This window comes from Pseudomonas sp. PB3P13 (assembly GCF_054897735.1).
In genome coordinates, this window is sequence record NZ_CM142702.1 from 1,867,971 (window position 1) to 1,881,296 (window position 13,326).

Sequence of the window (13,326 nt, forward strand, 5' to 3'; positions counted from 1 at the left end):
GTATCCTTCGCAAATTCGCCGCGACATGCGGCCCTCTTTTTAAGTAAACGCCATGAGCGAACGAACGACTTCTGCAAGCTGGGCGATGGGAATTGTCAAAGCGCTGGAGATGGAAGGCCTTGATTGTCGGGTTCTGTTCAAACAGCTGGGGCTCGATTACGCGGCACTGAATGATCCGGATGCGCGCTTCCCGCAAGACTCGATGACACGTCTGTGGCAGCGCGCAGTGGAACTGTCCGGCAACCCTGCGATAGGCTTGAACATGGGCAAAGTGGCGCGACCGGCGTCGTTTCACGTGGCCGGGTATGCGTTGATGTCCAGTCAGACCCTGGCTGAAGGTTTTCAGCGACTGGTGCGGTATCAGCGGATCATTGCCGAAAGCGCCGACCTTAGCTTTCGCCTGCTGGATGAGGGCTACGGACTGATTCTGACGGTGCATGGCGATCTTCTGCCACCGACCCGGCAAAGCGCCGAAGCATCACTGGCCTGCGGGCTGGCATTGTGCGACTGGTTGACCGGGCGGAGCCTGCAACCGCGCAAAGTGCTGTTGCAAGGCGAGGAGCCTGCCAATCTCGAACCTTACAAACAGACTTTCCATGCACCGATGACATTCAACGCGCCTTATGACGCGCTGATTTTCGAGTGCGCCGACATGGAAGCGCCGCTGCCTACGGCCAACGAAGCCATGGCGGTGCTGCACGACCGTTTTGCCGGCGAGTACCTGGCGCGGTTTTCCGAAAGTCGCGTGACGCACAAGGCCCGTCAGGTGTTATGCCGCTTGTTGCCCCAGGGCGAACCCAAGCGCGATACGGTGGCGCAGACGCTGCACCTGTCGCAACGGACGTTGCAGCGGCGTTTGCAGGAGGAAGGCACGAGTTTTCAGACGTTGCTGGATGACACCCGGCGCGAACTGGCCGAGCAGTATCTGGCGCAACCGAGGATGACGTTGCTGGAAATTGCCTACTTGCTGGGATTTGCTGATCCGAGCAATTTCTTCCGCGCTTTCCGCCGCTGGTTTGATGCCACGCCCGGTGAATACCGGGCACGGCTGACGCAAACGGCAAACCCGGTCAATGACGCCAGAACGCAGGAATACACAGCACAAACACGGTGATGATTTCCAGTCGGCCCAATAGCATGCCGAACGAGAGAATCCACTTGGCGGCATCCGGCAGGGTGGCAAAATTGCCCGCCGGCCCGATGGTTTCGCCCAGCCCCGGACCGACGCCGGACACAGTACTGGCGGCACCTGTCAGGGCGGTCATCCAGTCGACACCGAGCAGTGAGAGCAACAGCGCAATGACGCAGATGGTAATCGCGAAGAAAAACGAGAAGGTCAGAATCGACCGCACGATCTCTTCGTCAAGGCGGTGACCGTTGTACTTTTGCTTGATCACGGCGCGTGGGTGGATCAACTGGTTAAGGTTGGCCTTGAGCAGAATGTAGGCAACCTGGAAACGGAAAATCTTGATGCCGCCGGCAGTCGATCCCGAACAGCCGCCGATGAAGCCCAGATAAAAGAACAGCATCAACGAGAAATTGCCCCACAGGCTGTAGTCTCCGAGCGCGAAACCTGTGGTCGTCACGATCGACGTCACGTTCAGCGCGACGTGGCGCAGCGCTTCCAGCCAATGCAGCTGAGTCGTCCACCAGTACCAGGTGCCAAGCACCAGCCACGTGAGCAGCAACAAGCCGAGCAGGCCCTGCACCTGCTGATCGTTTACCAACGCCCGTCGATTGCCGCGCAAGGTCGCCACGTACAAGGTGAACGGCAGGCTGCCGAGGATCATGATGACCACCGCCACCCAGTGCACCGCCGGTTGTGACCAGTTGGCCAGGGACTTGTCGGACGTGGAGAAACCGCCTGTGGAGATCGCCGACATCGCGTGGTTGATGGCATCGAACAGGCTCATGCCCGCCCACCAGAACGCCAAGCTGCCCAGAATGGTGATGCCGACGTAGGCCGCCACGATCAACCGCGCCACCATGTGCGAACGGGGCATGACTTTTTCGGAACGGTCCGACGACTCGGTCTGAAACAGGCGCATGCCGCCAATACGCAGCAAGGGCAAAATCGCAACGGCCATGCCGATAAAGCCGATGCCGCCGATCCAGTGCAGCAATGAACGCCACATCAGGATGCCGGGCGACATCTTGTCCAGTCCGTTGAGCACTGTTGCCCCGGTGGCCGTGATGCCGGACATGCTTTCGAAGAACGAGTCGGTATAGCTGATGTGCTGGGTCAACAGAAACGGCAGCGCGGCGAAGATGCACACCACCAGCCAGCTGCTGACGGTCAGCAGGTACATGTCGCGCGGGCGCAAATGTACATGCTCGGGGCGCCCGGGAATCACCAGCGCCAGGCCGGCGACGAAGGTGATCATGCTGGCCCAGAGGAACGACGGCAGATCACCGGTGCGCTCGAAAATCACCAGTGTGGCCATGGGCACGACCATGGCGATCGCCAGGGTGATCAGGAAGAGGCCGATGATGAAACCAATTGTCCGTAGGGTCGGCAACGCCATGAAGTCCGCTCGGGCTGTGATTGAGGAAGGGCGCCATTCTACCCGTGGGACGGGGCATGTAAACCGGCATGCGGGCGATGGATACCGCTAGAATAGCCGGACATTTTTTTCTGGAGGTGGCCGATGCAGGCTCTCGACGCTTTGCTCAACCGTGTTTCCGTTCCCCGACTGCTTGAACCGGCGCCCACCGCCGCGCAGCGCGAAGTGCTGTTCGGCGCCGCAATGCGTGCCCCGGACCACGGCCATCTGCAGCCATGGCGCTTCCTGACAGTCGAAGGTGCGGCACGCGAGCAAATGGGCGAGTTGCTGGCCGAAGCCGCAAAACTACAGGCCGGCGATGTGGCGGGAGCGGCAGTGGACAAGGCGCGCAGTGGCCCGCTGCGGGCGCCGCTGGTAGTGGTGGTGATCGCGCGGTTGCAGGATCACGTCAAATACCCCAAATCCGAGCAATTGTTGGCAGCCGGCTGCGCGGCGCACGGGATTTTGCTGGCGGCCTATGCGCAAGGGATCGGTGCGGTATGGCGCACGGGTGAGCTAGCTTACTCGCCGCACGTGGCTCAAGGGCTGGGCCTGGCGGCAGGCGAGGAGGTGATCGGGTTTCTTTATCTGGGCACGCCGCAAAAAGAACCGCGGGTGGCGGAGAAGGTAGATTTGACAGAGTTTGTCAGCGCCTGGCCAGGTTCGAAAACCTGATCAAGTGATCTTTTCGCGCCACCGCTGCCTCAAGGCTGAACGACAACCCCCGGCACCAACGGCAATTCCAGACTGGCGACAAATCCGCCCTGCGGGTGATTGGCCAGCACCAGGCTGCCGCCATGCCGCTCCGCGGCGCGCCGTGCAATCGCCAGGCCCAGACCATGTCCCGCGGCCGTCTGCCCCGGCGCGCGGTAGAACGGCTCGCCCAACAGGCCCAGATGCTCGGCCTCAACCCCCGGCCCATGGTCGCGAACACTGATCACAATCCGCTCACCTTGACGCAACGCCAGCATCTCGATGGGTAATCCACCGGCCGGGTTGAATCGCTGGGCATTGCGCAGCAAATTGTCCACGGCGCGTTCGATCATCGTCGGCCAGCCCTGGAGGCTCAGTTGCGGCTCGGCCTCCAGGTGAACGCTCTGCTCGGGCGATCCCAGTTGAGCATCTTTTTGCACAGTACTCAGCAGCGCATTCAAATCGACATCCTCGGCATTGGCGTTGTCGGCATCCACTCGCGCCAACACCAGAATCTCGCTGATCAGCGCTTCCAGACGGTCGCACTCACGGGTCAGGCGCGGCCAGAGTTTTTCCCGCTCTTCGGGATTGGCGCGCTCCGCCAGCGCCAAGGCGATGCGCAGTCGGGCAAGGGGAGAGCGCAGCTCGTGGGAGACATCGCGCAACAGTTGCCGCTGGCTGCCGATCAGGCTTTGCAGGCGCGCGCCCATGCGGTTGAAATCGTTGGCCAGCACGCCGAATTCGTCGCGCCGATTCGCCAGTTTCACCAGGCTGTTCTGCTGATAAGTGGTTTGCCCCAGGTCATGCACGGCGCCACGCAGGCGATTGAGCGGTCGGGTGATGGACAAGGTGACGAACAGGCTGAACAGGGTCAGCACCACCAGCGCGATGCCCAGCGCACTCAGCGGCCAGAGCAGGCTTTCGCGGTGCCAGGAATCCAGTTCCGGGTGGGGTATGCGGTAAATCAGCAGGTAGGTGTCGCCGGTTTTTGCGCTGGTGTACTCGTCGGTCAAACGCCGCCAGGGCAGGCGGCGATCGTCGTTGTTCTGGCGGGCCTCGAATGCCGCAGCACGGCGCGGAAAGGTGCCACGCACCACCGGATCACCGCTTTCGTTGAGTACCTGAACGTCAATGTGATACTGACGTTTGCGCTGTTTGAGAATGTCCTGTGCCGCCTCTTCACCTTGAGTTTCGAAGGTTTGCGTCCACTGTTCGGCCAGCGTGTTGAGCCCCGGATGGCGGCTGAGAATCCACGCATCCTGGTTGAGCATGTGCCCCAACAGAATGGAAAGACCCGCTACCAGCGTGATGGCCAGCCAGAAGCTGGCCAGAATCCGCCAGAACAATGAGCGCACAGAAAATCCTCAAACAAATGTCGGTCAATGTGGGAGCGAGCCTGCTCGCGATAGCCGTGTGCCAGTCAACATTGCGTGATCTGATACACCGCTATCGCGAGCAGGCTCGCTCCCACATGGAACCGCATGGAACCGCATGGAAACAGGCCCCACGGGGTCAGCCGTCGGACCTAGGGTCAGCGCATTATTGCGCTTTTTGCGGTTGTTGCGCTTTCCAGGCTTTGAACTCTGCCCATTCCGCGCGACGCTCTGCCTTCTTCTTCTGCATCTCGTCGAATTGCTTTTGCTGATCCGGTTTCAGCAGGGCGCGAACGTCGGCTTCGGATTTCTTGTGGTTGGCGGCCATTTCATCTTTCATGGCTTTCTGGTCGGCTGGCGACAGCTTCTCCAGGTATTTGTCGACCACTTGCTTACGCTCGTGCATCTGCTCGCCCATGATCTTGCGGATCTGCTCGCGCTGTTCGCGGCTCAGGTCCAGTTGGCTGTACGGGCCTTTGCCGTGCATGCCATGCATCTGACCGCCGTGACGCGGGCCGTCCATCGGGCCGCCACCTTCAGGCATGGCCATGGCCACGGTTGGCAGAGCGGCAGCGAACAACAGAGCGATAAGAGTCTTGCGCATGGTGAATCTCCTTGTCTCGTTCCCGGTACGTTCCGGATGAGTTCAGATTACGCAGATCAAGGTCAGCGGCGGTCAGCGAAGCGTAAAGCTTCGGTAAAGAGGCTTTTGCACGGGCCTGACAATCCCTAGGTTTTCACCGCGGCAGCTGCTACAAAGGCGCCTCGTTTCAAAGGCTGTAGTAATAACCGCGGCTGCGCAGCGCCACGATGCGGGGACGGCCGTCGGGGTGCGGGCCAATCTTTCGGCGCAGGTTGCTGACGTGCATGTCCAGACTGCGGTCATACAGGGTCAGTTTGCGGCCAAGGGCAATTTGCGCCAGTTCCTGCTTGTCCAGCGGCTCGCCGGGCTGCTTGAGCAGGGCTTCGAGCAGGCGGCTTTCGGATACGGTGAGGGTGAATTCCTGCTCGTCGATACTGACCACACCGCGCATCGGGCTGAAACACAGATCGCCCAGTTCGAGCTGGCTGGAAACGGTCGCCGGATGGCTGCGGCGCAATACTGCGCGCAACCGGGCAGTCAGTTCCCTTGGGTCGCAGGGTTTGGCCAGGTAATCATCGGCGCCCAGCTCCAGACCGAGGATACGGTCCAGCGGCTCGCCGCGAGCCGAGAGCATCAGCACCGGCAAGTCCGGGTGATCGCTGCGCAGTTGCTTGAGCAGCTCCAGACCGCTGCCGTCCGGCAGCATCACGTCCAGCACCACGGCGGCCGGGGATGTTTCAGCCAGCGCGCGACGGGCGCTCTGGCCGTCGTGACAGGCGCGCACCTGAAAGCCTTCCTGACTCAGCCAGCTGACCAGCAGCTCACACAACTCCTGATCGTCATCAATTAATAACAGCTCGCTCATGACTCACTCAATTTAGCCATTGTCGACGTTTCCTATACACACCACTGGCGAAGATACCGCAGAGCAGGGCCAATAGCGCGACTCCCGCGCCCACCACGAACCATTGCTGTTGATCCGTCAGAAAGCGCCGCAGCGGGCTGCCCGACTCGCTTTCCTTCAGTTGCAGTTTCAGGCGCTGATTATCCTGGCGCAACCGGCTCAGCTGTACGCTTTCACGTTCGGCATGGGTGCTTTGCAGTTGTTTGCTCAATTCTTCCCGCTGCTGCTCGCTTACTTTCAGGCGGTGCTGCAACTCGGCGATCTGACTGCCGGCGTTCAAGGACAGAGGCGTCGAATGACTGCCCTCGGTGGGTTCCTCGCCGTGGGCGGGTGCCACGATCGACAACGTGACCAACATCAGACACAACGGACCTTTGCGCATCGGAGCTCCTGATTCCAATTATTATTGGGCAGGTTATCGGCAGGCAAACGGGAATAATGAGCGTTGAAAGCGCGATGAACCGGGAAGGTTCATCGCGACAGAGGACACTAAGGCAGGACCTGCTTGAAGGGCTTGACCGAAACATTGGCGTAGACGCCCGCGGCGATATACGGATCGGCGTCGGCCCAGGCTTGCGCGGCGCTCAGTGAAGCGAATTCGGCGACGATCAGGCTGCCGGTGAAACCCGCAGCGCCCGGATCATTGCTGTCCACCGCCGGATGCGGGCCGGCCAGAACGATACGGCCTTCGACTTTGAGCGCTTGCAGGCGCTCGAGGTGTGCAGGCCGTGCGGCCAGGCGGGCTTCCAGGGAGTTGGCGACGTCTGTGGCAATGATTGCGTAAAGCATGTCAGTCCTCGGTTTTTGGCGTTGTGGTATCGGCGTCGTGCAGGTGGCGGGACAGGTAAACACCCTGTGCGACCAGGAACAACAGCGTCAGGCCCAGGCTGCCGAAGACCTTGAAGTCGACCCAGTACTCCTGGAACGTGAACGCGACGAACAGGTTGGCGGCACCGCAGAACAGGAAGAACCCGATCCAGGCGACGTTCAAACGGGTCCAGACCGGCTCCGGCAATGTCAGCGCGTGGCCCATGATCCGTTTGACCAGCAACTGCTCACCGATGAAGTGACTGCCGAGGAATGCCAGGGCAAACAGCCAGTTGACCACCGGCGCTTTCCATTTCAGGAAGGTTTCGCTGTGGAACGCCAGGGTCAGACTGCCAAAGACCAGGCAGGCGATGAGCGTCAGCCATTGGCTCTTTTCCAGCTTGCGCTGCTTGAAATAGAGCGCGCCGTAGACCACCAGCGAACTGATGATCAGCATTGCCGTGGCGCTGTAGATGCCGCCAACAGTCACCTGATGGCCAGCAATATCGACAACCCGTGGGTCAATTTTGAACACAATGAAAAACAGCAGGAGCGGGATGAAATCGATGAATTGTTTCACAGTGGCAGCCAGAAGCAGGATGTGGCGGCATAATAACAAACATATGGGCGCGCGATAGCGCCAGCTGATTTGAGGTTACACATCCCCGTGAATGTTGATTTGCACTGCCACAGCACGGCCTCCGATGGCGCCCTGGCGCCCGCGGTTCTGGTTGCGCGGGCGTTCGAGAAAGGCGTGCGGGTCCTGGCCTTGACCGATCACGACACCCTCGAAGGCCTCGATGCGGCCCGCAGCGCGGCGACTGCGCTGGGGATGCACCTGGTCAACGGCGTCGAATTGTCCTGCACCTGGGGCGGCGCGACCATTCATGTATTGGGTTACGGCTTCGATGTCACGGCGCCTTCTTTGGTCGCGGCAATTGCCCGACTGCACGATGGCCGCTGGCTGCGGTCCGAGGAGATAAGCCGCAAACTGGCCTTGAAAGGGATGCCGGGCGCGCTCGAAGGCGCCCGGGCGATCCAGCAGGAACTGGGTGACAGCGGCAACGCGCCGGCACGGCCGCATTTCGCCGACTGGATGGTCCGCGAAGGTTTCGTCAAGGATCGCGCCGAAGCGTTCCGCAAGTGGCTGGGTGCGGGCAAGCTCGGCGACGTCAAGCAACACTGGCCAAGCCTTGAAGAAACCGTTGAGACCCTGCGTGCGGCGAATGCCTGGGTCAGCCTGGCGCATCCCTGGCATTACGATTTCACGCGCAGCAAACGCCGTCGCCTGATTGCCGACTATATTCAAGCAGGGGGCCACGCCATCGAAGTGGTCAACGGTCATCAGCCCGCCGAGCAAGTGGGCAGCCTGGCTATTCTCGCCCGCGAATTCGGTCTGCTGGTCAGCGCCGGCAGTGACTTTCATGGCCCAGGCGGCTGGTCCGAGATCGGCGAATACCGCCCGCTCCCGGAGGACCTGCCGCCGCTGTGGTGTCGGTTTAAACATGAGCCAATTATTGCCGCCGTCTGAACAGGTAGAGAATGTGAGTCAATTTTTCCAGATTCATCCGGAAAACCCGCAAGCGCGCCTGATCAAACAGGCTGTTGAAATCATTCGCGGCGGCGGGGTGGTGATTTATCCCACGGACTCGTCCTACGCCATTGGTTGCCAGATCGGCGACAAAAATGCCGTGGAGCGCGTGCGCCGGTTGCGTCAACTGGATGAAAAGCACAACTTCGCGCTGATTTGCAGTGATCTGTCGCAGTTGGGGATCTTCGCCAAGATCGACACCGGCACGTTTCGCATTCTCAAGGCGCACCTGCCGGGGCCTTACACCTTTATTCTGAATGCCACCCGCGAAGTGCCACGGTTGTTGCTGCACCCAAAAAAACGCACCATCGGCCTGCGCGTGCCGAGCCACCCGATTGCTCTGGCGCTGCTTGCCGAGTTGGGCGAACCGTTGATGAGCGTGACGCTGATCATGCCCGGCGACACCGACCCACTGACTGACCCGTATGAAATGCGTCAATTGCTCGAACATCAGGTCGACCTGATCATCGACGGCGGTTTCGGCGGCCTCAATGCGTCCACGGTGATCAACCTCGCCGATGGCGAACCGCAAGTGATCCGCGTCGGTTGCGGCGACCCGACGCCGTTCATGGCCGAGGCGTAGATGTCTGCAGTGGAGCCCGTTGTCGACAGTCAGGCCGGCGCCCAGCAGGAGCTGCCGTTCGCCATGGTCTATGGCCAGGCCGTCCTGGAAATGCCCCTGGACCTGTACATTCCTCCCGACGCGCTCGAAGTGTTTCTGGAAGCCTTCGAAGGCCCGCTGGACTTGCTGCTGTACCTGATTCGCAAACAGAACATCAACATCCTCGACATCCCGGTGGCGGAAATCACTCGTCAATACATGGGTTATGTCGAGTTGATGCAGTCGGTACGCCTGGAACTCGCGGCCGAGTATCTGGTGATGGCGGCGATGCTCGCCGAGATCAAATCGCGGATGCTGCTGCCACGCGCCGAAACCGTCGAAGATGAAGAAGACGACCCGCGCGCCGAGCTGATCCGGCGTCTGCAGGAGTACGAACGTTTCAAGGCCGCCGCCGAGGGCATCGACGGTCTCAGCCGGGTCGGCCGCGACGTGGTGGTGCCCAGGCTTGATGCCCCGCAGGCACGGGCGCGCAAGCTGTTGCCGGACGTCAGCCTCGAAGAGTTGCTGATGTCCATGGCCGAGGTCCTGCGCCGTGGCGACATGTTCGAAAGCCATCAGGTCAGCCGCGAGGCGCTGTCCACGCGCGAGCGCATGAGCGATGTGCTGGAACGGCTCAAGGGCGGCGGTTTTGTGCCGTTTGTCGAGCTGTTCACCGCTGAAGAAGGGCGCCTCGGTGTGGTCGTGACTTTTATGGCCGTCCTCGAACTGGTCAAGGAATCCCTGGTCGAGCTGGTGCAGAATGAGCCCTTCGCGGCGATCCATGTCCGAGCCCGAGCCGAATAACGAGTCCAATCATGAACCTGACTGAACCCCGCGAGCTGGCGCCACTGCTTGAAGCCTTTCTGTTGGCCTCGGGAAAACCGCAATCGCTTGAACGCCTGTTCGAACTGTTCGAGGAAGGCGAGCGCCCGGAACCGCCGGTCTTCAAAAAAGCGCTGACGCTTTTGGCAAAATCCTGCGACGGTCGCGCCTTCGAGCTGAAGGAAGTTGCCTCGGGGTATCGCCTGCAGATCCGCGAGAAGTTTTCGCCGTGGGTCGGACGTTTGTGGGAAGAGCGTCCGCAGCGTTATTCCCGCGCCATGCTGGAAACCATGGCGCTGATTGCTTATCGCCAGCCGATTACCCGTGGCGAAATCGAAGACGTACGCGGCGTGGCGGTCAACAGCCACATCGTCAAAACGCTGATGGAGCGCGAGTGGATTCGCATCGTCGGCTACCGCGATGTGCCCGGCAAGCCGGCAATGTTCGCCACCACCAAGGTGTTTCTCGATCATTTCAACCTGAAGAACCTTGACGACCTGCCGCCGCTGGCCGACCTGCGCGAGCTGGAACCTGATCCGGTGCTCGATTTCGACGATGCGCCGGTGCCGGCGAGCTTGCAGGAGCTGGCCGACGCCAGCGCCGAGCCGGAAGAACCGAAGGAAGAAACCAGTTTCCACACGTTGTTGCTTGAGCTGGACACGATGGAGGAGGGGATCAAGACTGACTTTGATGATTTGTTACGTGATGGGGCAGACATTTCAACTGCGGACGTTGCGGATCAGCCTGAGCCCGGGGTTGAAGTTGCACTTCAGGTTGAGCAAAACGCCCCGGTCGAAGAGGCGCAGGAAGCTGATGTGCTGAGTGTCGCCGAGGCCCGGGAGAAACTTCTGGCCGCTGTCGCCGCACTTCAACCGTCCGTCCCCGAGCCGCAATTGACCGATGAGGAAGCAGAAGCCAGGGCGCTCGCCGAAGCCATCGAAGCCGAACGCCGCGAATTCGACGCCTGAGCCCATTTTAGGGATTTTGGAGTTCCACTGTGGGAGTGAGCCTGCTCGCGATAGCGCTCTTTCAGTTACTTCAATTTGAATGTGCTGGCCTCATCGCGAGCAGGCTCGCTTCTACAGTAGTTTTGTGTTGACTGGAGAATTGGATGAGCTCAACCAAAGACCCTTGCATCAGCGTCTGCAACTTTACCGACGAGCACATCTGCATCGGCTGTGGGCGCAGCAAGCGCGAGATCAAGGCCTGGAAGAAACTCGACAAGTCCGACAAACGCACCGTGCTCGCAGAGGCGGCGATGCGCCTGATCAAACTCGGCGCCACCGGTCGGCGGAAAAAATAACCCTGCCCCTGTCAGCTAGTCTCTGATGCGCGAACGTTCGCATGAGCGTATGATTCGCGACCCTTCGGCGATCCCTTCGCCCAAGCTCTTCAAAACCGTACACCGATTTACATCGCTTCAGGACGCTCAATTCAGCGCAGCCTGAACAGACCACACCGGGAGGTGCCCAGATGAGTATCAAAGACCAGAAAGACGACCAGGAAATCGGCCCCGCAGGCGAAAAACTGCAGAAAGTCCTCGCCCGTATCGGCGTCGGCTCGCGTCGTGACGTGGAAGCCTGGATCAGCCACGGCCGCATCAAGGTCAATGGCAAAGACGCCACCCTCGGTTTGCGCGTCGATCTGCACGACGCCATCACCATTGATGGCAAGGTGATCAAGCGCGAAGAAGCCGCCGAGTCGGTTCGCCGCGTGATCATGTACAACAAACCCGACGGTGAAATCTGCACCCGTGACGACCCGGAAGGCCGTCCGACCGTGTTTGACAAGATGCCCAAGCCGAAAGAAGGCCGCTGGATCAACATCGGCCGTCTGGACATCAACACCACGGGTCTGCTGATGTTCACCACTGACGGTGAGCTGGCCAACCGTCTGATGCACCCTTCCTACGAAATGGACCGTGAATACGCGGTTCGTGTGCGTGGCGAAGTGGACGACGAAATGATCGAGCGTCTCAAAGCAGGCGTTGTCCTCGAAGACGGCCCGGCCAGGTTCACCGACATCAAGCAGGCACCGGGCGGCGAAGGCTTCAACCATTGGTACCACTGCGTGGTGATGGAGGGTCGCAATCGCGAAGTCCGTCGTCTGTGGGAATCCCAGGGTCTGGTGGTCAGCCGTCTGAAGCGCGTGCGTTTCGGTCCGGTGTTCCTCAACTCCGATCTGCCGATGGGTCGCTGGCGCGAAATGAGCCAGTATGAAGTCGACATTCTGAGTGCGGAAGTGGGCCTGACACCGGTGGCGATGCCGCAGATGAATGCCAAGAGCAAAGACAAACTCGACCGGATGCAGCGTAAGTCGTCGCGTCCAATGAACAAGACCGAGCGCGTGCGTACGTTGCGCCCGGCTGCCGGTGCTCCGGCTGCCGGGCGTGAGTCCCGCGAGCCGCAGATCGAAGGCGAGCGCCCATCGCGCAAACCTGTCGCCCCCCGTGCCGATGGCGAGCGTGGCCCACGTACACCGCGTCCGGCCAACGGTCGCACTGAGCGTGGCGAAGGCCGCGGTGCCCCAAGTGGTGGCCGCAGTGATCGCGGCGCGCCAGCAGGCCGTGGTGATTCCACGCGCGGTACGCCAGTGGCAGACCGTCCTTCTGACACCAAGCGTCCGGCCAAGCCAGCGCCGAAACGTCCGGGGATCAAACTGGTCGACGGCGACAAGCCATCGGGCAAACGCCGCGGCGCACCGGCCGGCTCGGGCCAGCGTCCAGGCTTCGGTCGCCGCAAGCCAGAGTGATTCGGTAAGCGCCAAATGAAAAACGCCAGCCTTCGGGTTGGCGTTTTTTTTTGCGCAGGCTCGGGTTAATCGATGAATTTAAGGGCCCCATCGCGGGCAAGCCCGGCTCCCACAGGTTTGGCGTAAGCACACGCATCCTGCGACATGCGCAAATCCCTGTGGGAGCGTGACTTGCCCGCGATGGCGTGATTCGCATCACCGCGGCTCACCTTGGGCACTCCGCTCTCGTCTGGCAACTATTCTTTACGCGATGTCAGGAAAGAATGACGGCATGTTCCTTGTGAGTCGGCCGCATGTCCGTACAAGGCAACGTTGTAAGGAAAAGCTGCCGACCGCCGGCCATTTGAACTCCTTACAACGCTCTGGCGCGCTTGTTTCACATGCGCCAGAAGGGTGAGATGCGCCCATGCCTGCTGTGCAGGTGCATAACAACAAGGAGGCGCAATGAACGCCGTGATCCATTTTCACTTCCTCCCGAAGGGCGATTTTTCCAGCGTCCTCGTTCATGACCCGCAAAGGTCTGACTCAATGTTTGCAGCCGCCCGCGACCGTCGTGGCGGACACAGGCAATCCCGGCAACTGACCCACTGATCCACGGTGTCTGGCAGCAGGGGGTTAGCGGTGTACAATGCGCCGCGTTTTACCTGTGACCTCCTGC

Annotated in this window: 16 protein-coding genes; 9 read left to right on the forward strand and 7 right to left on the reverse strand. The window is 60.7% G+C overall.

Translation table 11 applies throughout. The annotated features are described in order from the left end of the window. The first annotated feature begins 52 nt into the window (after window positions 1–52). A complete protein-coding gene (locus ACYZT1_RS08435; RefSeq protein ID WP_462018520.1) occupies window positions 53–1,114 on the forward strand; it encodes an AraC family transcriptional regulator in 1,062 nt (353 codons plus the stop codon). On the opposite strand, the gene ACYZT1_RS08440 is transcribed toward ACYZT1_RS08435, so the two are convergent. Then, the gene (locus ACYZT1_RS08440; protein ID WP_462018521.1) at window positions 1,071–2,525 is read right to left on the reverse strand and encodes a TrkH family potassium uptake protein; all 1,455 of its coding nucleotides are present in this window, start codon (window positions 2,523–2,525) and stop codon (window positions 1,071–1,073) included. The two genes, ACYZT1_RS08435 and ACYZT1_RS08440, sit on opposite strands and share 44 nt — an antisense overlap. A 123-nt stretch (window positions 2,526–2,648) precedes the next feature. Here ACYZT1_RS08440 and ACYZT1_RS08445 point away from each other — a divergent pair, with 123 nt between their 5' ends. Then, on the forward strand, window positions 2,649–3,218 hold the full coding sequence (locus tag ACYZT1_RS08445; protein WP_462018522.1) for a nitroreductase family protein: 570 nt from the start codon (window positions 2,649–2,651) through the stop codon (window positions 3,216–3,218). Between the two features lie 29 nt (window positions 3,219–3,247). On the opposite strand, the gene ACYZT1_RS08450 is transcribed toward ACYZT1_RS08445, so the two are convergent. The 6 genes from ACYZT1_RS08450 to ACYZT1_RS08475 form a co-directional block, all read right to left on the reverse strand. Beyond that, the gene (locus ACYZT1_RS08450) at window positions 3,248–4,591 is read right to left on the reverse strand and encodes a sensor histidine kinase (RefSeq protein WP_462018523.1); all 1,344 of its coding nucleotides are present in this window, start codon (window positions 4,589–4,591) and stop codon (window positions 3,248–3,250) included. Window positions 4,592–4,775: 184 nt separating this feature from the next. Beyond that, the gene (locus tag ACYZT1_RS08455) at window positions 4,776–5,213 is read right to left on the reverse strand and encodes an LTXXQ domain protein (RefSeq protein ID WP_462018524.1); all 438 of its coding nucleotides are present in this window, start codon (window positions 5,211–5,213) and stop codon (window positions 4,776–4,778) included. A gap of 166 nt (window positions 5,214–5,379) precedes the next feature. Beyond that, window positions 5,380–6,057 carry a response regulator transcription factor gene (locus ACYZT1_RS08460; RefSeq protein ID WP_462018525.1) on the reverse strand — a complete coding sequence of 226 codons (678 nt, stop codon included), beginning with the start codon at window positions 6,055–6,057 and terminating at the stop codon, window positions 5,380–5,382. Between the two features lie 7 nt (window positions 6,058–6,064). Further along, window positions 6,065–6,478 carry a translation initiation factor 2 gene (locus tag ACYZT1_RS08465; protein ID WP_462018526.1) on the reverse strand — a complete coding sequence of 138 codons (414 nt, stop codon included), beginning with the start codon at window positions 6,476–6,478 and terminating at the stop codon, window positions 6,065–6,067. A 107-nt stretch (window positions 6,479–6,585) separates the two neighbouring features. Beyond that, window positions 6,586–6,885, reverse strand: a complete 300-nt coding sequence (locus ACYZT1_RS08470) for a YciI family protein (RefSeq protein WP_462018527.1) — start codon at window positions 6,883–6,885, stop codon at window positions 6,586–6,588. A 1-nt stretch (window position 6,886) separates the two neighbouring features. Then, window positions 6,887–7,483 carry a septation protein A gene (locus ACYZT1_RS08475; protein WP_462018528.1) on the reverse strand — a complete coding sequence of 199 codons (597 nt, stop codon included), beginning with the start codon at window positions 7,481–7,483 and terminating at the stop codon, window positions 6,887–6,889. An 87-nt stretch (window positions 7,484–7,570) separates the two neighbouring features. Here ACYZT1_RS08475 and ACYZT1_RS08480 point away from each other — a divergent pair, with 87 nt between their 5' ends. From ACYZT1_RS08480 to ACYZT1_RS08510, 7 genes are all read left to right on the forward strand, one after another. Continuing rightward, entirely contained in the window at window positions 7,571–8,434 is an 864-nt protein-coding gene (locus tag ACYZT1_RS08480; protein WP_462018529.1) for a PHP domain-containing protein, read from the forward strand. A 13-nt stretch (window positions 8,435–8,447) separates the two neighbouring features. Continuing rightward, a complete protein-coding gene (locus tag ACYZT1_RS08485; protein WP_462018530.1) occupies window positions 8,448–9,077 on the forward strand; it encodes an L-threonylcarbamoyladenylate synthase in 630 nt (209 codons plus the stop codon). Next, complete coding sequence (locus ACYZT1_RS08490) at window positions 9,078–9,899, forward strand: segregation and condensation protein A (RefSeq protein WP_462018531.1); 822 nt, start codon at window positions 9,078–9,080, stop codon at window positions 9,897–9,899. Between the two features lie 11 nt (window positions 9,900–9,910). After that, entirely contained in the window at window positions 9,911–10,885 is a 975-nt protein-coding gene (scpB, locus tag ACYZT1_RS08495; protein WP_462018532.1) for an SMC-Scp complex subunit ScpB, read from the forward strand. Window positions 10,886–11,028: 143 nt separating this feature from the next. Further along, entirely contained in the window at window positions 11,029–11,220 is a 192-nt protein-coding gene (locus ACYZT1_RS08500; RefSeq protein ID WP_462018533.1) for a DUF1289 domain-containing protein, read from the forward strand. A 170-nt stretch (window positions 11,221–11,390) separates the two neighbouring features. Beyond that, complete coding sequence (rluB, locus tag ACYZT1_RS08505) at window positions 11,391–12,668, forward strand: 23S rRNA pseudouridine(2605) synthase RluB (protein WP_462018534.1); 1,278 nt, start codon at window positions 11,391–11,393, stop codon at window positions 12,666–12,668. Window positions 12,669–13,112: 444 nt separating this feature from the next. After that, window positions 13,113–13,259 carry a hypothetical protein gene (locus ACYZT1_RS08510; protein ID WP_462018535.1) on the forward strand — a complete coding sequence of 49 codons (147 nt, stop codon included), beginning with the start codon at window positions 13,113–13,115 and terminating at the stop codon, window positions 13,257–13,259. The last annotated feature ends 67 nt before the right edge of the window (window positions 13,260–13,326 follow it).

What these genes read in the sequence shown, in the direction of transcription:
- ACYZT1_RS08435 (WP_462018520.1), top strand. Translation starts at nt 53, where the DNA reads ATGAGCGAACGAACGACTTCTGCAAGCTGGGCGATGGGAATTGTCAAA.
- ACYZT1_RS08500 (WP_462018533.1), top strand. Translation starts at nt 11,029, where the DNA reads ATGAGCTCAACCAAAGACCCTTGCATCAGCGTCTGCAACTTTACCGAC.
- ACYZT1_RS08440 (WP_462018521.1), bottom strand. Translation starts at nt 2,525, where the DNA reads ATGGCGTTGCCGACCCTACGGACAATTGGTTTCATCATCGGCCTCTTC.
- rluB (WP_462018534.1), top strand. Translation starts at nt 11,391, where the DNA reads ATGAGTATCAAAGACCAGAAAGACGACCAGGAAATCGGCCCCGCAGGC.
- ACYZT1_RS08460 (WP_462018525.1), bottom strand. Translation starts at nt 6,057, where the DNA reads ATGAGCGAGCTGTTATTAATTGATGACGATCAGGAGTTGTGTGAGCTG.
- ACYZT1_RS08455 (WP_462018524.1), bottom strand. Translation starts at nt 5,213, where the DNA reads ATGCGCAAGACTCTTATCGCTCTGTTGTTCGCTGCCGCTCTGCCAACC.
- ACYZT1_RS08490 (WP_462018531.1), top strand. Translation starts at nt 9,078, where the DNA reads ATGTCTGCAGTGGAGCCCGTTGTCGACAGTCAGGCCGGCGCCCAGCAG.
- scpB (WP_462018532.1), top strand. Translation starts at nt 9,911, where the DNA reads ATGAACCTGACTGAACCCCGCGAGCTGGCGCCACTGCTTGAAGCCTTT.
- ACYZT1_RS08510 (WP_462018535.1), top strand. Translation starts at nt 13,113, where the DNA reads ATGAACGCCGTGATCCATTTTCACTTCCTCCCGAAGGGCGATTTTTCC.
- ACYZT1_RS08465 (WP_462018526.1), bottom strand. Translation starts at nt 6,478, where the DNA reads ATGCGCAAAGGTCCGTTGTGTCTGATGTTGGTCACGTTGTCGATCGTG.
- ACYZT1_RS08470 (WP_462018527.1), bottom strand. Translation starts at nt 6,885, where the DNA reads ATGCTTTACGCAATCATTGCCACAGACGTCGCCAACTCCCTGGAAGCC.
- ACYZT1_RS08445 (WP_462018522.1), top strand. Translation starts at nt 2,649, where the DNA reads ATGCAGGCTCTCGACGCTTTGCTCAACCGTGTTTCCGTTCCCCGACTG.